This window comes from Lysobacter sp. DMC104 (assembly GCF_056313665.1).
In genome coordinates, this window is record NZ_JBQUZW010000014.1 from 102,313 (window position 1) to 120,720 (window position 18,408).

18 protein-coding genes are annotated in these 18,408 nt (G+C 68.0%); 5 read left to right on the forward strand and 13 right to left on the reverse strand.

Annotated elements, in window-relative coordinates; translation table 11 throughout:
- Window positions 1–1,209: an acetyl-CoA C-acyltransferase gene (locus tag ACT53R_RS16840; RefSeq protein WP_476173071.1), complete on the forward strand. Its 1,209-nt coding sequence runs from the start codon at window positions 1–3 to the stop codon at window positions 1,207–1,209.
- A 79-nt stretch (window positions 1,210–1,288) separates the two neighbouring features.
- Here the strand turns inward: ACT53R_RS16840 and ACT53R_RS16845 are convergent, their stop codons facing one another.
- On the reverse strand, window positions 1,289–2,779 hold the full coding sequence (locus tag ACT53R_RS16845) for a GGDEF domain-containing protein (protein ID WP_476173072.1): 1,491 nt from the start codon (window positions 2,777–2,779) through the stop codon (window positions 1,289–1,291).
- 309 nt (window positions 2,780–3,088) lie between these two features.
- Between ACT53R_RS16845 and ACT53R_RS16850 the strand changes: the two genes are divergently transcribed.
- Window positions 3,089–4,843, forward strand: coding sequence for an ABC transporter transmembrane domain-containing protein (locus tag ACT53R_RS16850; protein WP_476173073.1), 1,755 nt, complete (start codon window positions 3,089–3,091; stop codon window positions 4,841–4,843).
- 8 nt (window positions 4,844–4,851) lie between these two features.
- Here ACT53R_RS16850 and ACT53R_RS16855 read toward each other — a convergent pair whose 3' ends face one another.
- The 11 genes from ACT53R_RS16855 to cmk all read right to left on the reverse strand — a co-directional run bounded on the left by ACT53R_RS16855 (window position 4,852) and on the right by cmk (window position 15,518).
- Complete coding sequence (locus tag ACT53R_RS16855; RefSeq protein ID WP_476173074.1) at window positions 4,852–5,445, reverse strand: TlpA family protein disulfide reductase; 594 nt, start codon at window positions 5,443–5,445, stop codon at window positions 4,852–4,854.
- Window positions 5,446–5,461: 16 nt separating this feature from the next.
- Window positions 5,462–5,986: a MauE/DoxX family redox-associated membrane protein gene (locus tag ACT53R_RS16860; RefSeq protein WP_476173075.1), complete on the reverse strand. Its 525-nt coding sequence runs from the start codon at window positions 5,984–5,986 to the stop codon at window positions 5,462–5,464.
- The gene (locus ACT53R_RS16865) at window positions 5,983–6,828 is read right to left on the reverse strand and encodes a hypothetical protein (protein ID WP_476173076.1); all 846 of its coding nucleotides are present in this window, start codon (window positions 6,826–6,828) and stop codon (window positions 5,983–5,985) included. The genes ACT53R_RS16860 and ACT53R_RS16865 overlap by 4 nt, the downstream gene beginning before the upstream one ends.
- A gap of 202 nt (window positions 6,829–7,030) precedes the next feature.
- Entirely contained in the window at window positions 7,031–7,927 is an 897-nt protein-coding gene (galU, locus tag ACT53R_RS16870) for a UTP--glucose-1-phosphate uridylyltransferase GalU (protein ID WP_476173077.1), read from the reverse strand.
- Window positions 7,928–7,960: 33 nt separating this feature from the next.
- The gene (locus ACT53R_RS16875) at window positions 7,961–9,874 is read right to left on the reverse strand and encodes a polysaccharide biosynthesis protein (RefSeq protein WP_476173078.1); all 1,914 of its coding nucleotides are present in this window, start codon (window positions 9,872–9,874) and stop codon (window positions 7,961–7,963) included.
- Window positions 9,871–10,941 carry an MraY family glycosyltransferase gene (locus ACT53R_RS16880; RefSeq protein ID WP_476173079.1) on the reverse strand — a complete coding sequence of 357 codons (1,071 nt, stop codon included), beginning with the start codon at window positions 10,939–10,941 and terminating at the stop codon, window positions 9,871–9,873. The genes ACT53R_RS16875 and ACT53R_RS16880 overlap by 4 nt, the downstream gene beginning before the upstream one ends.
- Window positions 10,881–12,059 carry a lipopolysaccharide assembly protein LapB gene (lapB, locus tag ACT53R_RS16885; protein WP_476173080.1) on the reverse strand — a complete coding sequence of 393 codons (1,179 nt, stop codon included), beginning with the start codon at window positions 12,057–12,059 and terminating at the stop codon, window positions 10,881–10,883. Before lapB ends, ACT53R_RS16880 begins: the two co-directional genes overlap by 61 nt.
- Window position 12,060: 1 nt before the next feature.
- The gene (locus ACT53R_RS16890) at window positions 12,061–12,336 is read right to left on the reverse strand and encodes a hypothetical protein (protein WP_476173081.1); all 276 of its coding nucleotides are present in this window, start codon (window positions 12,334–12,336) and stop codon (window positions 12,061–12,063) included.
- Between the two features lie 212 nt (window positions 12,337–12,548).
- Window positions 12,549–12,851: an integration host factor subunit beta gene (locus ACT53R_RS16895; RefSeq protein WP_476173082.1), complete on the reverse strand. Its 303-nt coding sequence runs from the start codon at window positions 12,849–12,851 to the stop codon at window positions 12,549–12,551.
- An 89-nt stretch (window positions 12,852–12,940) separates the two neighbouring features.
- Window positions 12,941–14,632 carry a 30S ribosomal protein S1 gene (gene rpsA / locus ACT53R_RS16900; protein ID WP_476173083.1) on the reverse strand — a complete coding sequence of 564 codons (1,692 nt, stop codon included), beginning with the start codon at window positions 14,630–14,632 and terminating at the stop codon, window positions 12,941–12,943.
- A 193-nt stretch (window positions 14,633–14,825) separates the two neighbouring features.
- The gene (gene cmk, locus ACT53R_RS16905) at window positions 14,826–15,518 is read right to left on the reverse strand and encodes a (d)CMP kinase (protein WP_476173084.1); all 693 of its coding nucleotides are present in this window, start codon (window positions 15,516–15,518) and stop codon (window positions 14,826–14,828) included.
- A 131-nt stretch (window positions 15,519–15,649) separates the two neighbouring features.
- Between cmk and ACT53R_RS16910 the strand changes: the two genes are divergently transcribed.
- Window positions 15,650–15,877, forward strand: a complete 228-nt coding sequence (locus ACT53R_RS16910) for a hypothetical protein (RefSeq protein WP_476173085.1) — start codon at window positions 15,650–15,652, stop codon at window positions 15,875–15,877.
- Between the two features lie 74 nt (window positions 15,878–15,951).
- Window positions 15,952–16,842 carry an IS1 family transposase gene (locus tag ACT53R_RS16915; RefSeq protein ID WP_476173086.1) on the forward strand — a complete coding sequence of 297 codons (891 nt, stop codon included), beginning with the start codon at window positions 15,952–15,954 and terminating at the stop codon, window positions 16,840–16,842.
- A gap of 482 nt (window positions 16,843–17,324) precedes the next feature.
- On the opposite strand, the gene ACT53R_RS16920 is transcribed toward ACT53R_RS16915, so the two are convergent.
- Window positions 17,325–17,552 (reverse strand): helix-turn-helix domain-containing protein, encoded by a 228-nt coding sequence (locus tag ACT53R_RS16920; RefSeq protein WP_476173087.1) that lies wholly within the window; start codon window positions 17,550–17,552, stop codon window positions 17,325–17,327.
- Between the two features lie 90 nt (window positions 17,553–17,642).
- On the opposite strand from ACT53R_RS16920, the gene ACT53R_RS16925 reads away from it, so the two are divergent.
- A complete protein-coding gene (locus ACT53R_RS16925; RefSeq protein ID WP_476173088.1) occupies window positions 17,643–18,335 on the forward strand; it encodes an SHOCT domain-containing protein in 693 nt (230 codons plus the stop codon).
- Window positions 18,336–18,408 lie beyond the last annotated feature (73 nt).

Genomic DNA, 18,408 nt, shown 5'->3' on the forward strand with positions numbered 1-18,408 from the left:
ATGACCAAGATCGTTCAAGACGCCTACATCGTCGCCGCCACCCGCACCCCGGTCGGCAAGGCCCCCAAGGGCGTCTTCCGCAACACCCGCCCCGACGAAATGCTCGCGCACGTGCTGCGCAACGTCGTCGCCCAGGCCCCGGGCATCGACACCTCGCGCATCGACGACGCCATCATCGGCTGCGCGATGCCCGAGGGCGAACAGGGCATGAACGTCGCCCGCATCGGTGCGCTGCTCGCGGGCCTGCCGAACACCGTCGCCGCGCAGACCGTCAACCGCTTCTGCTCGTCCGGCCTGCAGGCCGTGGCGCTGGCCGCCGACCAGATCCGCCTCGGCCACGCCGACCTCATGCTCGCCGGCGGCACCGAATCGATGTCGATGGTGCCGATGATGGGCAACAAGGTCGCGCTCAGCCCGGAAGTGTTCGCGAAGAACGAGAACGTCGCGATCGCCTACGGCATGGGCATCACCGCCGAGAAGGTCGCCGAGGAATGGAAGATCTCGCGCGAGGACCAGGACGCGTTCGCCCTCGCCTCGCACCAGAAGGCGATGGCTGCGATCCAGGCCGGCGAGTTCAAGTCGGAAATTTCGCCGTATGAAGTCATCGCCCGCATCCCCGACCTCGCCGGCAATGCGGTGAAGGTTAAGAAGACGCTGGTCGAGATCGACGAGGGCCCGCGTCCGGATTCGTCGATCGAAGGCCTCGCCAAGCTCAAGCCGGTCTTCCGCAACGGCATGTTCGGCGGCACCGTCACCGCCGGCAACGCCTCGCAGATGAGCGACGGCGCCGGCGCGGTGCTGCTGGCCTCCGAACAGGCGATCAAGGACTACGGCCTGACGCCCCTCGCCCGCTTCGTCAGCTTCTCGGTCGCCGGCGTGCGCCCGGAAGTGATGGGCATCGGCCCGATCGCCGCGATCCCGAAGGCGCTGAAGCAGGCCGGCCTGACGAAGGACCAGCTCGACTGGATCGAGCTCAACGAAGCCTTCGCCGCTCAGGCGCTGGCGGTGATCCGCGACCTCGGCCTCGACCCGTCGAAGGTCAACCCGCTGGGCGGCGCGATCGCCCTCGGCCATCCGCTGGGTGCCACCGGCGCGATCCGCACCGCCACCATCGTGCACGGTCTGCGTCGCCGCCAGCAGAAGTACGGCATGGTGACGATGTGCATCGGCACCGGCATGGGCGCCGCGGGCATCTTCGAAGCGCTCTGATCGGCAGACGCTGCATCTGGCTGTACCGCGACGGGGCGCTTCGGCGCCCCGTCGCTTTCCGGGACATGCCCGGATGCCGTCAGCAGCCCTCTTCCTGCGCGATCCGGTCGCGGCCGCCGCGCTTGGCCACGTACAGCGCCGAGTCCGCGCGCAACCACAGGCTTTCGTAATCCTCGCCGCTGTCCTGCACGGTCGCGACGCCGATGCTCAGGCTGGGGCGCAGGTCGGTGAGGAACGTATAACGCGCCGCACGGACCGCGGCCAGCAGTCGCTCGGCCGTCTGCGCGGCGCGTGCCGCGTCGCTGCCGGGCAGCAGCACGCAGAATTCATCGCCGCCGAGTCGGCCGAGCAGGTCCTTGCCGCCAAGCGCCTCCATGCACACGCGGACCACCAGCGACAGCGCGTGGTCGCCGGCGGCGTGTCCATGGCGATCGTTGATGTCCTTGAGGTTGTCGAGGTCGATCATCAGCATCGACACCGGTTCGCCGCGCGCCCGCGACTGCTCGATCGCCTTCTCCGACATCTCGACGAAGAAATGCCGGTTGTAGGCACCGGTCAGCGCATCCTGGATCAACAGCCGGCGCAGGCGCGCGTTGTCGGCGTAGAGATTGGGCACGGCCATGCCGAAATAGCTGCCGGCCGCCAGCGTGACCATCGCGAATTGCAGCACCAGCGCGTGGTCGATCAACTGCAGCACGCGCACCAGCACCACCAGCATCAGGCTGAACACACCCACCGAGATCAGCGATTCGGTCGCGCCCTGGGTATGGACGATCCACAGTTGCAGCACGATCGCGACAGAGATCAGGAACAGCAGCGGCTGGTTGGCGGGCATCGCCGCCATGGCCAGCAACGACAATGCGCTGGCGCCCAGCACCAGCAGCAGCTTCATCAGCAGTCCGAACGGATTGCGCAGCGGGCGCGGCACGTCGTCGAACGCGTGCAGGCGATGCGGGCAGCGGATCGCGAGGCGGTCGGCGAACGCGCGGAAGGCCAGCACCAGCAGCGGCCCCAGCGCCACGAGGCCGGTGTAGTCGCCGACCAGCAGCGGCAGCGTCAGCGGCCAGATGCCGTCCCGGGACAGCAGCCCCAGCGCCGAGGTCACCCAGGCCGAAGCACCGGCGGCCATCAACGCCGCCAGCAGGCCGGCGATCAGGAACGTGGCCACCGCACGCGGCAGCGCCGACGCGGCATGGCTGCGCGGGATCGAGCGCAGCACGCATTCACCGAGGATCCAGTACGGCATGCCGTGGGCCAGCGCATAGCCGAGGCCGGCGACCAGCGTGTGCGACGCATCGAAACCGGCGCCAGCGGCGATCAGCGTCTGCCGGGAAATCCACAGGTTCGCCAGCACGACGGCCGGCCATGCACGCCAGCGGAACACCACGAAGGCCGCGAAGCCGACCGCGGCCGGCGGATACCAGAGACTGGCGGTGCCGTGATATTCGAGCAGTGACGCGGCATGGAACGCCAGCAGCCAGCACGCGACGACGAGCCCGGTGATCCACGCGCCATTGGACAATGCGTCCCGCCAGCGCCGGCTGCCGTCGTACCCCTTCGCTTCCCCCATCCGACGCCGCCCCCACTGCCCGGCCCATGATCGATCGCGGCATCCCGGCCCGTGCATCCCGAGGCCCTCCCGTGCCCCGGTCGATGGAGCATAGCCCAGCCCGCCTTGCCTGAACGACCGCGTCGGGCACATTGCGTGAGGCCCGTTCAGGAAATCGGCGCATCCGGCGAGCCAGCCGTGCGGCCGGGGCCGGACCACCGGCGACGATCGGAAAACCCGATAGACTGCGGCGTCGGGCCGCCGTCGGCGCCCGCTTCGTTTCGGGCCAGGGACGGCTGTCGTCGGGCTCGCTCGTCCCGCGTACCGTCGATGCCCGCCCCCACACCGCCCCGCGTCACTCTCGTCGCCCTCCGTCATCTCTGGCCCTTCCTGCGGCGTCAGGGCTGGCTGCTCGCGCTGTGGCTGCTCAGTCTCGCCGCCTCCAGCGCGGCCACGCTGGCGGTGCCGAAGACGCTGGGTGTGATGATCGACGAGGGTTTCCGCCAGGGCGCCACCGTCGACCACGCCTTCACGCTGATGCTGCTGGTGTCGGTCGCCTTCGGTGCCAGCGCCGCCGCGCAGTTCTGGTGCATGTCCTACCTCGGCGAACGCGTGGTCGGCGACCTGCGCATGCGGCTGTACGGCCATCTCATCGGGCTGGACGCCGGTTTCCACGACGCCAACCGCAGTGGCGAACTCCTGTCGCGGCTGGGCGCCGATGCCGAACTGCTGCGCCACGTCATCGGCACGTCGCTGCCTGCCGCGATCGGCAGCGGCATCGCGGGCATCGGCAGCGCCTGGCTGCTGATCGCCACCAGCCCGGGGCTGGCGGCGTGGTCACTGATCGCGATCCCGCTCGCGGTCATCCCGGTGCTGATGAACGGCAAGCGCATCGCCGCGGTCGCGCGCAATGCGCAGGATCGCCTGGCCGAAGCCAACGCCGGTGCCACCGAATCGCTGGGCGCGGTCGATACCGTCCGTGCGCATGCCCGCGAGCGGCACGAGCGCGCGCGCTACGCCGCCGCGCTGCATCGCGCGGTGGGCGCCGCCGATCGCCGCATCATCCTGCAGGCGCTGATCACCTTCGTCGCGGTGGCGCTGGTGTTCACCGTGCTGCTGACCGTGCTGTGGCGCGGCGTGCGCGGCGTGATCGAGCACAATCTGACCGTCGGTGGCCTCGGCCAGTTCGTCGGCTACGCGATGGTCTGCGCGATGTCCGTGGGCGACCTGGCGGAAGTGTGGAACGACGTGCAGCGCGCCGCCGGCGGCATGGGCCGCATCGGTGACCTGCTGGCGCGGCCCCCGGCCATCCTGCCGCCCGCCCGGCCGACGCCGGTGCCGCAACCGATGCGCGGCGAACTGCGTTTCGAGGACGTGACGTTCCACTACCCGCAGCGGCCGGACGCGCCTGCGCTCGACCATTTCGACCTGCATGTCCGGCCCGGCGAGACCGTGGCGCTGGTCGGTCCTTCCGGCGCCGGCAAGAGTACGGTGCTGTCGCTGCTGCTGCGCTTCCACGATCCGTCCTCGGGCCGCGTCACCGCCGACGGGATCGACCTGCGCGCATTCGATCCCGTGGCCTGGCGCGGCGCACTGGCGATGGTGCCGCAGTCACCGACGCTGTTCGCCGCCACCGTCGCCGAGAACCTGCGCTACGCCCGCCTCGATGCCGACGACGCGGCGCTGGTCGACGCGCTGCGGGCCGCGCATGCGCTGGATTTCGTCGACGCCTTGCCGCAGGGGCTGGAGACCGCGCTCGGCGAACGCGGCGTGCTGCTGTCGGGCGGACAGCGCCAGCGCATCGCGATCGCCCGCGCGGTGCTCGCCGACGCGCCGGTGTTGCTGCTGGACGAAGCGACGAGCGCGCTCGACGCGCAAAGCGAGCGCGCGATCCAGGACGCGCTCGACACGCTCATGCACGGCCGCACGACGCTGGTCGTGGCCCATCGACTGGCAACGGTGAAGAAAGCGGACCGGATCGTGGTGATGGACCGCGGCCGCATCGTCGCCGAAGGCACCCACGCCAGCCTGCTCGCAGAAGGCGGGCTCTATGCGGACCTCGCGCGACTGCAACTGCTGTCCTGAGGCGGGATTCAGACCGACGTGACGCCGGCGGTCTCCGCATCGGCCACATCGCCCTCCGGATCGGCGTATTCGCGCATCTGCTCGCGGAAACTCCGCCAGTCGGGATCGCCGGCGAAATGGCTGGCGATCACCCGCCCTTCGGGATCGACGAACAGGTAGAACGGCGCCGCGATGCGCGGGTTGAGCTTCGCGCTCGTCGCCTTGTCGATGCGCATGGCGTGCGGCGCCAGCGGCGTGTCGCGCAGGTAGTCGCGCGCCTGCGCCTGCTTCGCGTTGACGAACACCCACAGCGCGATGCCGGCGCGCTGCATCGCCGGGTGCATGTCGATCAGTTCTTCGCGTCGCGCCTTGCATTCGCCGCAGCCGGGGGACAGGAAGACCAGCACCGCGGGCGCGCCCAGCAGCGACGACGACGCGGCCACGCGACCGTCGACGGTGCGCGCCGTGAACGCCGGCAACGGCATACCGGCGGGCAGCGACAGCGGCAGGCGGTCCTGCTCCTGTGCGTTGACGATCGCCGCAAGCCGCAGCGTCAACACGAAGTTCAGCGCCACGGAAACGGCGAGCAGGCCGAGGACGACGGTGATGAATTGCGGATCCATGCCCATCCCCTTCGACTCAGTTCGCCGGCTTCGCGCGCAGCAGCCAGGCCAGGTCGCGCAGCCAGACCGAAGCGGCCACGCCGATGGCGGCCAGTCCTGCCAGCACCAGTTCGACCGGCCACGGCATCGCCGGCATGCCATGTGCCAATGCGATCGCGGCCGCCGTGGTCAGCACCAGGTTGCGGACGACATCGAGATGGCCGACGCGGTGCGTCGACGTGCCGAAGCAACTGCACACGATCGCGCGGCCGCGGACGATCGAAGTGCCGATCACCGCGGTGAAGACGACGAACATCGCCAGCGCGGCCGCCATCCCGAGGCGGGCGACCGGACCACCGGCCAGCAGGGCCAGCGCGATCAGCCACTCGGCCGCGACGATGCCCGCCGCCATCGCCCCATGGAACCGGGCGAGCGACGGGAAGGATCGCGCGAGGCTGTCGCGGAACGCGGAAAAATCGAAGGATTTGCCGGCGGCCGCGGCCAGCAGCGCCAGCAGCACGTACCAGCGGCTGCCTTCTGCCAGGTAATCGAGCCCGTTCATGCGACCTGCTCCCAGAGACCTGCGGGTGCGTGCCTGCGCCGTCGGCGTCGTTGCGCGCCGTCAGCGGTCGCGATCACCGCATCGCAGCCGTCGTCGTCGTGTTCGTTCGATGCCGGCCCGGCGAGTCGCTCCAGCGCGAGCAGGCATGCGCGGGCCTCGGCATCGAGCGCGGGCGCCTCGACCACGGGCAATCCGAGACGATGCAGCTCGGCCGCGGCCAGTGCGCGACCCTGCCCGTCCAGCAGCGCCTGCACGATCCCGGCGCGGCGTTTCGCGGTGCGATCCGCCATGGGCAGCGACAGCAGCGCATCGGCGATGCGTTGCAGCTCCTGCGCTTGGCGATGGAAAGCGGTGAGCATGGTCGGGAAGACGTGATCGGCCAGCAGGTGCAACGTCTTCGTCCGCGCTGCCGTCTCGTCGAGGCCGAAGGCATCGCGGACATCGCGCCACGTCTCGCGCAGGGCCTGCACCGGGAGTGCCGAGGGGCCCTCGGCGCCTTCGACCGGAAGCGGACGATCGACCGACGCGAAGGTCGTCGACGGAGAGACGACGATCTCGTGCGCGGCGAAGGCCAGCAGCGTGCCCGCCACGCCGCAGGCCTGCGGCGCCAGCAGCACCAGGCGGTCGGTGCCGGCATGCAGCCGCAACGCGACCCGGCGCATGGCGTTGGCTTCGCCGCCATGGCCGTGGAGCAGCACGAGCAATCGTTCGCAGCGCCCGAAGGCGCACAGCGTGTCATGGAGCGCGGGCAGCAGGTCAAGGTCCAGGTTCGCGGCCGACAGCGCCAGCACCCGGCCGGCGCCCAGCGTTTCCAGTGCGCGGATGCGGGTCTGCAGCGACATGCGTGGGCTCCTGCGGCGCGTGCGAGCGGGCGCCGGCGACCCCCGCGACCGCCGGATGCGATCGCCGCGATCTCGATGCGGTGATCCACCGCGACGGCGCGTCCCGCGCCCGATCCAACCGGTCCTGCGCAACGCAACAGCGGCGCAGGACGGAACGCCGGTCGAGTGTATACCAGCGACGTGCAGGCGATGTGCCGGCCCGTCAGGCCAGGTCGACCACGCCCAGTTCGCTGAGCGCGTCCTGCATCATGCCGCGCGCGGCGTCGCTGAGTTTCTCGTTGTCCAGCGCGTAGCGGATGGTGGCCTCGATCAGGCCCAGATGTGTCCCGCAATCGAAGCGCGTGCCCTGGAAACGGTAGGCATGCACCGGCCGCTGCACGAGCAGCGCGGCGATGGCGTCGGTGAGCTGGATCTCGCCACCATTGCCCGGCGTGGTGTTTTCCAGCAGCCCGAAGATGCTGCCGTCCAGCACGTAGCGACCGACCACCGCCAGGTTGCTGGGTGCGACCTCGGGTTTCGGCTTCTCGACGATCGCGTGGATCGGCGCACTGCGACCGTCGAATTCGCCGGTCGCGACGATGCCGTAGCTGCCGGTCTTGTCGTGCGGCACGTCCTGCACCGCGATCACGCTGGCGCCCGTGGCCTCGGCCACATCGGCCATCTGGCGCAGCGCACCGGGGCCGCGATTCCAGATCAGGTCGTCCGGCAACAGCACCGCGAACGGTTCGTCGCCAACGATGGGCTTGGCGCACAGCACCGCGTGGCCCAGCCCCAATGCCTCGGCCTGGGTCACGAACACCGCGCGCACGTGCGGCGGCAGGATGTTGCGGACGAGGTCGAGCTGTTCGGTCTTGCCGGATTTCTCCAGCTTCTGCTCCAGCTCGTAGGCCTTGTCGAAATAGTCGGCCACCGCGTGCTTGTAGCGATTGGTGACGAAGATCAGCGTGTCGCAGCCGGCCTCGATCGCCTCGTCCACGGCGTACTGGATCAACGGCCGGTCGACGATCGGCAGCATCTCCTTGGGCACGGTCTTGGTGGCGGGCAGGAAACGGGTGCCGAGGCCGGCCACCGGGAACACGGCTTTGCGGATGCGGGTCATGCGGGACGGATCACGAGGGCGATGTGGTGGCGGTCAGGTCCTGCGCGCGTTGCGCGCGGGAAACGGTACCACGGTGGCCGCAGGCGAGGCGGAGGGTGCAGGCGGCGCCAGCGGCACGAATTCCGGCACCGCGTCACGCAGGGTCACCGCCAGCGCATCGAGATCGTAGGCCGTGGCCGCTTCGCGCAGGCACAGCAGTGCCTCGGCGATGGCGTCCGCGGGGACCTGCCGCGCGGCGGCCTGCAGGATTTTCGGATGCGAGGTCGGGCGATAGCGCTCGTCAGCGTGGAACAACGTCTCGTGCAGCTTTTCGCCGGGACGCAGGCCGGTGTAGACGATCGCGATGTCGCGCCCCGGTTGCTTGCCGGCGAGGCGGATCATCTGTTCCGCCAGCACGCGGATCGACACCGGCTCGCCCATGTCGAGGGTGTAGACCGCCTGCTGCGCACCGATCGCCGACGCCTGCAGGATCAACTGGCAGGCTTCGGGAATGGTCATGAAGAAGCGGGTGACGTCGGGGTCGGTGACGGTCACCGGGCCGCCGTTGCGGATCTGCTCGCGGAACAGCGGCACGACGCTGCCGGCGGAATCCAGCACGTTGCCGAAACGCACGGTCACGAAGCGCGTGGAGCGCGGATCGGCGAGCGACTGGCACAGCATCTCGGCCAGGCGCTTGGTCGCGCCGAGCACGTTCACCGGATCCACCGCCTTGTCGGTGGAGATCAGCACGAAGGTGCCGACGCCGGCGGCAGCGCTGGCACGGGCCACGGTCTCGGTCGCCAGCACGTTGTTGCGCACCGCCTCGCGCAACTGCGCTTCGAGCAGCGGCACCTGCTTGTATGCGGCGGCGTGGAACACGGCATCAGGCCCGGTCAGCGACAGCGCGTGGCGGATCACCGCCGGGTCGCCGCAGTCACCCAGCAGCGGGACGAGTTCGATCTCGGGGAAGTCGCGGCGCAACCGCATCTCGGTGGTGATCAGCGACAGTTCGTCGATCTCGACCAGTGCGATCCGGCGGGCGCCGTGGCGCGCGCACTGGCGGCAGAGTTCGGACCCGATCGAGCCGCCGGCACCGGTGACCAGCACGCTGCGGCCACCCAGCCAGTCGCGCATCGCCTTCCAGTCGGGCACCACCGGCGCGCGGCCGAGCAGGTCCTCGATCGCGACTTCCTTCAGTTCGCCCGGCAGCGAGCGGCCTTCGAGGATGTCGTTGAGGCGCGGCACCATGCGGAACGGGATGCCGGTCTGTTCGCAGATCTCGATGACCTCGCGCATGCGCCGCGCTTCCAGCGACGGCATCGCGATGACCAGCAGCTTGGCCGCGGTTTCCGGCGCGATGCGCACGACCTCGTCGATCCGGCCCAGCACCGGCACGCCGTGAAGGTGGCTGCCGCGCAGCTTCGCGGCATCGTCGAGGATGCCGACCGGCTGGTAGGCGCCGGTGCGGCGCAGGTCGCGCACCAGCGCCTCGCCGGCGCGGCCGGCACCGAGGATCAGCACCCTCACCGCCGCCTTGTCGCTGTTGATGCGCCCATGGTCCTTCCACGAGCGATACAACAGCCGCGGCGCGCCGAGCATCAGCGTGAGCACGAACGGATACATCACCAGCACCGAGCGCGGCACCACGCCCAGGCGGTTGTAGATGAAGAGAACGAAGAGGATGGCGAGCAGACCGAACATGCTCGCCTTGAGAATGTTCAGCAGGTCCGGGACGCTGGCGAAGCGCCACACACCGCGGTACAGGCCCACTTGCCAGAAGACGAGGCCCTGCGCGACCAGCACCAGCAGCGACTCGGTGCTCCACAGTAGCGGGCGCGCGGCCTGGTCGACGATCGCGTAGCGGAACTGGAGCAGACCGGTCCAGCACAGCCAGACCATGCACAAGTCGTGGACGACGATGGCCGCCCGCGGCATCGCGCCGGCGAAGCGGTCGCGGAGGCCGTTCACGCGTCGCCTCCGACGACCGACGACACGTCGGGACCGCGGCGAAGCCGGGCCCACAGCACGCATCCGATCGTCATCCACAGCGCAACCACCATCCCGAGTCCTCTCCCCTGCCGCATCGCCAGCCACGCCATCAGCGCGCACCCGGCCATTGTCCATGCCGCATATGACAGCGTGACCGGAATGTGGCTCCCGGCCCGCCGCGCCCAGCGCTGGTAGGCATGGCCGACATGCGGCGTCCACCAGCGCTCTCCTCGCAATGTCCTCTGCACCAGCGTCAGGCCCGCATCGAGCAGGAAGGCCGACGGCGGCAGCAGGGCCAGTGGCCACGCAGAAGACGGCAAGGTCTGCAGCACGGCACCAGCCAGCCACGCCAGGAGATATCCCAACGCCCCGCTGCCCACGTCGCCGAGGAAGATCCGAGCCCTCGGGAAGTTGAACGGAAGGAAGCCGAAGAGTGCCGCGATCAACGCCAACCCGACATGAACCGCCACGGCATCGCCGGTCAACCAGGCGAACGCCGCCGCGACCAGAATCGCCTGCGTGGACGCGAGTCCGTCGATGCCGTCCATGAAATTCCAGACGTTGACGAGCACCAGCGCGATGCCGAACACCAGCCCCGCGACGCGCGGCTCGGCACCGGAAAGATAGAAACCCGCCGCGAGCCAGCCGGCAGACAGCACATGCACCGCGAGCTTCGGCCATGGCGACAACGGACGATGATCGTCGAGCCAGCCGATGCCCGCGACCAGCAACAGGCCGAGGCCGCCGCACACCAGCAGCACGATCTCGCGCGGCACGCGCAGGATCAGCGCGGCGATCGCGAGCAGCACGGTGGACACGACCGCGATGCCACCGCCACGCGGCGTCGGCACGGTGTGGCTGCGACGCTCGCCAGGCAGGTCGAGCAGGCGGCGGCGCAGCGCGTACATCCGCGCCGCCCACGTGCCCGCGGCAGCGAGCGCCGCGAACAGCGCACACCACAGCGAGGTGCCGAGCGACAACGTCATCAGACGACGGCGTAGTTCAGCAGCGGCTTGACCGTGCCCCACTCCTTGCAGCTCGGGCATTGCCAGTGATGGCTGCGCGCACCGAAGCCGCAACGGTTGCAGCGGTAGCTGGGATTACGCACCAGCAGTTGTTCGGTGACGTGCTTGAGATCCTGCAGCGTGGCGACGGGATCGGTTTCATCGGCCAGACTGAGATCGATCAACGCCGCCTCGCCGCGCACCGACGGCCGCTCCTTCAGTTGCCGTGCGAGGTAATCGCGCGCGGCATGCACGCCCTCGCCCGCCTCGACCAGCCGGGTCAGCGCCAGCACCGGTGCGATGCCGCGGTAGTGCTCGCACATCTCGGTGAGGAACGTCCGCGCGCCACTCGGATCGCCGACCTTGTCGTAGCAGACGAGCAGGTTCGGCAGCACCTCGGGCAGATAATCGGGATCATGCCGCGCCGCACGTTCGTAGGCACGGATCGCGGAGGCGTGCTGGCCGGCCTCGAATTCGATGCGTCCTTCGAGCATGCCCGCGCGCACGGCGGTGGAGTCGGCGGCGTAGGCGCGGGCGATCGCGGCGCGCGCGGCATCGACTTCGCCCGCGGCGCGATGGCGCTCTGCGAGTTCGCACTCGAACTGCGCGATCAGCTTGCCCATCGGCTCGCCGGTCACCGCTTCGTAGCGCGAGGCCTTCTCGATCGCCTGCGACCAGTCGCGCTCGGCCTGATAGATGCCGATGAGGTGGCGCAGCGCCTGTGGCGCGCGATCGTCGAGCTTCGCGAGGTCGGTGAACACGGTTTCGGCACGATCGAGCAGGCCCGAACGCATGTAGTCCTCGCCCAGCGCCAGCAGCGCCTGCACGCGCTGGTGGTCGCTCAGGTCGGAACGCTGCACCAGCCCCTGATGCAGGCGGATCGCGCGATCGACCTCGCCGCGGCGGCGGAACAGGTGGCCCAGCGCGACCTGGGTCTCGAAGGTGTCCTTGTCGAGCTCGGCGACATGCAGGAACAGTTCGATCGCCTTGTCCGGCTGCTCGTTGAGCAGGTAGTTGAGGCCGCGGAAGTAGGTGGTGGAGAGTCGGCTGACCTGATGGTCGCTGTGGCGCTCGCCACCGCGACGGCCGATCACCCAGCCGATGACGGCGGCCAGCGGGATCAGCAGGAAATACCAGAACCACTCGGAGATGAAGGCCATCTCAAGGCTCCGTGGTCGGGGAAAGGGAAGACGTCGCCGTCGGCGGGACCGCGGGGGCGGTGCGCTGGGCGCGACGCAGCGGCAGCACGACCGACACCACGATCGCCAGGCCGCCCAGCAGCACGCCGGCCAGCAACGTGCACAGCAGGAGCACGCCCAGCCCGGCATGCAGGCGGACCACGCCGAGGTCCACGGTCGCGACGCCGGCGTTGAGCACGCCCAGCGTCACGCCGGCAGCGAGGAATGCGAGGGCGAACAGGGCGCGCAGGAATCGCATGAGCAGAGACGGGCCGGGGGACCTGAACGGGGATCAGTGTATGCCGTTGCCCACCGGATCGCGACCGATGGCGGCGGCAGACGCTCTACCGACCCGGAAACCGCAGGCGGCCGGGGCGTCGAGACGGGAATGGGAATGGGAATGCAGCGGGAGGGCTTGATTCGTGCTGACATCCGCCGGCAGGAACTCCACTCGCGGGATCGGCCCGGGGATCAGTCTTCGGGCGGCAACGGGACGACGTCGCTGACGCGGTCGCGCAGCTCCTTGCCCGGCTTGAAATGCGGTACGTGCTTGCCGGGCAGCGCCACGGCATCGCCGGTCTTGGGGTTGCGACCGGTGCGCGGCGGACGGTAATGCAGGGAAAAGCTGCCGAATCCGCGGATCTCGATCCGGTCGCCCTGCGACAGCGAGGCGCCCATCATTTCCAGCAACGACTTGACCGCGAGGTCGACGTCGTCGGCCTTCAGATGTCCCTGACGCTGGGACAGGATCTCGATCAGTTCGGATTTGGTCATGGGCGTTCGCGGTCTTGACGGGCGGGCGCAGCCGGATCACACCACGACGGCCCGGGAGTGTCCCGGGCCGTCGCAGCGCGTGATGCAGATCACTCGGAGCGGCTTTCCAGCTGCTCGCGCAGCAGCGCGCCCAGCTTGGTGGTGCCGCTGGCGGCGTCGGCGGAGGCCTTGTTGTACTCGGCCAGCGCTTCCTGCGTCTCGGCTTCGTCCTTCGCCTTGATCGACAGCTGCAGCGTGCGGCCCTTGCGGTCCATGCCGACCAGCTTCGCCTCGACGGCGTCGCCGACGCGCAGGTGCTGGGTGGCGTCGTCCACGCGGTCGTAGCTGATGTCGCGGGCCGACACGTAGCCTTCGATGCCGTCGCCGAGGTCGATCGTCGCGCCCTTCGCGTCGACGTCCTTCACGGTGCCGGCGACCTTCGAGCCCTTCGGATGACCGGCCATGAACTGGCCGAACGGATCCTGCTCCAGCTGCTTCACGCCGAGGCTGATGCGCTCGCGTTCCGGATCGACGGCGAGGACCACGGCGTCCAGCGTGTCGCCCTTCTTGAAGTTGCGGACCACGTCCTCGCCGGTGGTGTTCCAGCTGAGGTCGGAGAGGTGGATGAGGCCGTCGATGCCGCCGTCCAGGCCGATGAAGATGCCGAAGTCGGTGATCGACTTGATCTGGCCCGACACCTTGTCGTTCTTCTTGTGGGTCGCGGCGAACACTTCCCACGGGTTCTGGGTGCACTGCTTCATGCCCAGCGAGATGCGGCGACGCTCTTCATCCACGTCGAGGATCATCACTTCGACTTCGTCACCGACCTGCACGACCTTGGACGGGTTGACGTTCTTGTTGGTCCAGTCCATCTCGGAAACGTGCACCAGGCCTTCGACGCCCGGCTCGATCTCGACGAACGCGCCGTAATCGGTGACGTTGGAGACCTTGCCGAACATGCGCATGTTGGCCGGGTAGCGGCGCGCGATGTTGTCCCACGGATCCTCGCCCAGCTGCTTGAGGCCGAGGCTGACGCGGTTGCGCTCGCGGTCGTACTTCAGCACGCGGACTTCGAGTTCCTGGCCGACTTCGACCACTTCGGACGGATGACGGACGCGCTTCCACGCCATGTCGGTGATGTGCAGCAGGCCGTCGATGCCGCCGAGGTCCACGAACGCGCCGTAGTCGGTGAGGTTCTTGACCACGCCCTTGAGCTTGGCGCCCTCGACCAGCTTCTCGAGCAGCTGCTCGCGCTCTTCCGAATGCTCGCTCTCGACCACCGCGCGGCGGGAGACGACGACATTGTTGCGCTTGCGGTCCAGCTTGATGAGCTTGAACTCGAGTTCCTTGCCTTCCAGGTACACCGGGTCGCGGACCGGGCGCACGTCGACCAGCGAACCCGGCAGGAACGCGCGGACGTCCTTGATGTCGACGGTGAAGCCGCCCTTGACCTTGCCGCTGATGCGGCCGGTGATGGTTTCGTTCTTCTCGAGCGCCTGCTCGAGCTCGTCCCACACCATGGCGCGCTTGGCCTTGTCGCGGGAGAGGATGGTTTCGCCGAAACCGTTCTCGAGGGAGTCCAGCGCCACCTTGACGATGTCGCCGATGCCCACGTCGATCTCGCCGGCGTCGTTACGGAACTGTTCGATGGGCACGATGCCCTCGGACTTCAGGCCGGCGTTGATGACCACCACGTCGTTGCGCACGTCGACGACGGTGCCGGTGACGATGGAGCCGGGCTTGAGCTTGGCCAGATTGGCGGCCGCGCTCTGTTCGAACAGTTCTGCGAATGATTCGGTCATGAGTTGATTGCTCGGTTGATGACACAGATCGGCGGCGTGCGTGGAAGGACACGCGGCGCGATCCACCCGTTGCGGGCCTGGCGGGATTGCCGTTGGCCGTGATGAGTGTGTTGGATGGAAAAACGACGACGCGGCGCATGCGCGCCCCGTCGGCCTGTCCTGCTGCGGTGGAACTTCGCGCGCGGCGATGCGGTCAGTCGTGCCGCACCGGCACGAGGGCCAGCACGCGTTCGACGACCGCTTCGATGCCGAGCCCCGTGGTGTCGATGCAGACGGCGTCTTCCGCCGGCCGCAGGGGCGCCACGGCGCGGTTAGCGTCGCGGGCGTCGCGGGCAAGGATTTCCCGCAGCAGGTCGTCGAGCATAACCGAAACCCCCTTGTCTTTCAACTGCTTATACCGCCTCTGCGCCCGTTCCTCCGGGCTGGCGGTGAGAAAGACCTTGTACCGGGCATCGGGGAAGATCACCGTCCCCATGTCGCGGCCGTCGGCGACCAAGCCCGGGGGGCGGCGGAACGCCCGCTGGCGGTCGCGGAGCGCGGCCCGGACTTCCGGCACGGCGGCAATGGCCGAAGCCGCGGCGCCGGCGGTTTCGGTGCGCAGCTCGTCGGTGGCGTCCAGTTCGTTGACGATCACCCGCAGTTCGCCGTCGACGCGCTCGACGAACCCGATCCGGGTATCGAAGGCGCAGCGGACCAGCGCCGCCGGATCGGCCAGGTCGAGGTCGGCCCAGCCGGCGGCGACGCCGATCGCCCGGTAGAGGGCACCGGAGTCGAGGTAATGCCAGCCCAGTCGTGCGGCCACGAGCCGGCTGATCGTGCCCTTGCCGGACCCGGAAGGACCGTCGATGGTGAGGACCTCGACGGGGGCGGAAACGGCGTCGGACATGCGGGACTCGCGGCGGCGTGGGGAGTCGGTATTGTAGCGGCCGGCGCCCGGCGCGCCCCGGATCCGGGTAGTGTCTCAGTTTGAATCCCGTCTTCCTTGAGCGGCCAGCCCCGGAGGGGGACAATCGGGGCATGGCTACGAAACCCAAGAGACCCCGCGACACGAACCAGTTGGCAAAGCTGCTGGTGGACGTTGCGACCGGGGAGGAGCCGGAGGCGATGCCGGAGGAGCCTGCGCCGAAGCTCGTGGCGGCGGTGAGGCGTGGCCGGAAGGGCGGGAAGGCCCGGGCTGGGGCGCTGACGGCGGAGGAGCGGTCGGAGATCGCCAGGAAGGCTGCGAAGGCGCGCTGGAGCAAGTAGACCGCTTGTCGGGTCTTTGAGGGGCTGTCTCGCGGTCGCAGGCCATGCGATTCGCTCTAAGCATTCTGTTCACTATGAACTGGATGCCCCTCGCCAAGCGCGCTCAGATCCTCGGGTTCCTCGTAGAGGGGATGAGTCTGCGGGCGGCCTCGCGGCTGGCAGATTGCTCGATCAATACCGTGACCAAGCTGCTTGTGGACACCGGTGCGGCCTGCGCCGAGTACCAAGACGGCGTGCTGCGGAACCTGCCGTGCAAGCGGATCCAGTGCGACGAAATCTGGTCGTTTGTGGGCGCGAAGCAGAAGAACGTGCCGGACGACCGCAAGGGCGAGTTCGGGATCGGCGACGTGTGGACGTGGACGGCGATCGACGCCGATTCCAAGCTGGTCGCCTCATGGATGGTCGGAACCCGCGACGGTGATGCCGCCAAGGCGTTCATCAGCGACTTGGCGGGCCGCCTGGCGAACCGGGTCCAACTGACCTCTGACGGCCACAAGGTCTACGTCAATGCCGTGGAGGAGGCCTTCGGCAGCGCAGTGGACTACGCCATGCTTGTGAAGCACTACGGCGAAGGCCCACAGTCTCCGGAGCGCAAGTACAGCCCGGTCGAGTTCGTATCAGCCGAAAAGAAGCGCGTCACCGGCAACCCGGACATGGCGCACGTCTCGACCAGCTACGTCGAGCGCCAGAACCTGACGATGCGGATGTCGATGCGCCGCTTCACTCGCCTCACCAACGGCTTCTCAAAGAAGGTCGAGAACCACGCCGCCGCCATCGCGCTGCACTTCATGCACTACAACTTCGGACGCATCCACAAAACGCTGCGCGTCACGCCTTCGATGCAGGCTGGCGTGAGTGATCGCGTCTGGACGCTGGAAGAGATTGCAGCCCTCGTGCCAGCGCCGATCGCGAAGAAGCGTGGGCCGTACAAGAAGCGTACGCCGCACGATTCGGAAAGCGATTGAGCGGTGTCCAATAGCGGGTCGGATAGCATCAACCCATGGAAAGGAACAGCACAGAAACCGTAGAGATTGAGCCAGCCAAGAGTGACAAAGAGTGCTTCTTCAACCTTGGCGTTTTCATGGCTCTTGAAGCTGCATTCAAGTCGCCAGACGCTCTCTACTCGCGGGAATCGCTTGAGTACAAGCAGATGGTCAGAGCGTACTGGCGTCTGGCGCCACTCGCCGAAATCTATTGTCTGCCGCGCTCAGCAAAGTCTTCAGATGGATCATAGAACACGGTGTAGTGCGCACACATTGAGCATTGGACAACTGTGCCGGCTAATTGAGCATCGGCACGGAAGTGAATTCTTTCTTTTTCAACCGCCTCGCTTGGATAGTCACACGAATAGTCTCCGACTTTAAGCGCGCTGGTTCGCTGGCAGATAGGTCTATTGCTGCAGTAGACCATTCTTTCCGGTGGGCGCGTCCTCTTCGCCATATTCGAGTCACTCCGTGAGTAGTAGAGCGGGCACAACTCCCAGCGCCCTCGCGATCCGCTCAATGTTGTAGATCGTGACGTTCTTTTCGCCGCGTTCAAGCATGCCGATGTAGGTCCGGTGGACGCCGGCGGCCTCTGCCAAGTCCTCTTGGGACAGCCCGCGCTCGGTCCTCAGCCGCCGCACGTTCGCGGCGAACACCATGACCAGACCTGTTTCTTCGGGACCCCGGGGCATGCCCGGATCGTCCGCGTTTGAATACTACGATTCGACATACTACGATTAGCATTGGCTACGCGCCGTAGCGATCGCCCGTGGGGGGCTGAAATGAACCTGGCGGAGGAACTGAGCCGGCTGGCGGAGTTGCGGGACAAGGGTGTCCTGACCCCCAAAGAGTTCGATCAGCGGAAGAGGAAGCTGCTAAGGGGCAAGCGGTCATGGTGGATAACCGCGCTGCTCTGGATCATCGGTACGTTCTGCTTCGTTTGCCTGCTGGGGGCCGTGGTCGCCATCTTCGTGCCAGCCATAAAAGACCACTTCTTGTCGGACGAAATGGCCTGCGATACGCCCGAGGTTCAAGAGAAGGTCGTTCAGCTGCTCAATCAGCAGGCGAGCCAAGTCTTAAACTTGCTAGGAGCCGGTGCAGCCGCGCCCGGCATGCAAATCCACGGGCTGGGCGAGACCACGGAACTCTTCAAAGACCGGCAGAGCGGGTTCTTGGTGTGCTTGGCAAGAACGAAGCATGCGGGAGGCGAAGGCGCCACGGGCTACACGGTTGCATGGACGGACAAGGCAAAACGTGAGTTCTTTGTTCAGACCGCCAGCCCGGAAATCCTGATGGCGCGCTATGGTGGGAGGCCTCAGCAGGCGCAGGCGAGTGCAACAGAGGCGCCCGCCACCCCGGAGCCGGCGCCGCGTGAGGACACTGCATCAGTCGCGAAGCAGGCACCGGCGGTGCAAGATTCCGCCTTGCAATCCGATTCCAGCCTTGAACCTCACGCAGGGAAATGCCTGCTGTGACCTGAGACGAATCATGTAGCCGCCCGGGAGGTGAGTTCTCTACCCTCGACAGACCAAGGAGAACTCATGAAGA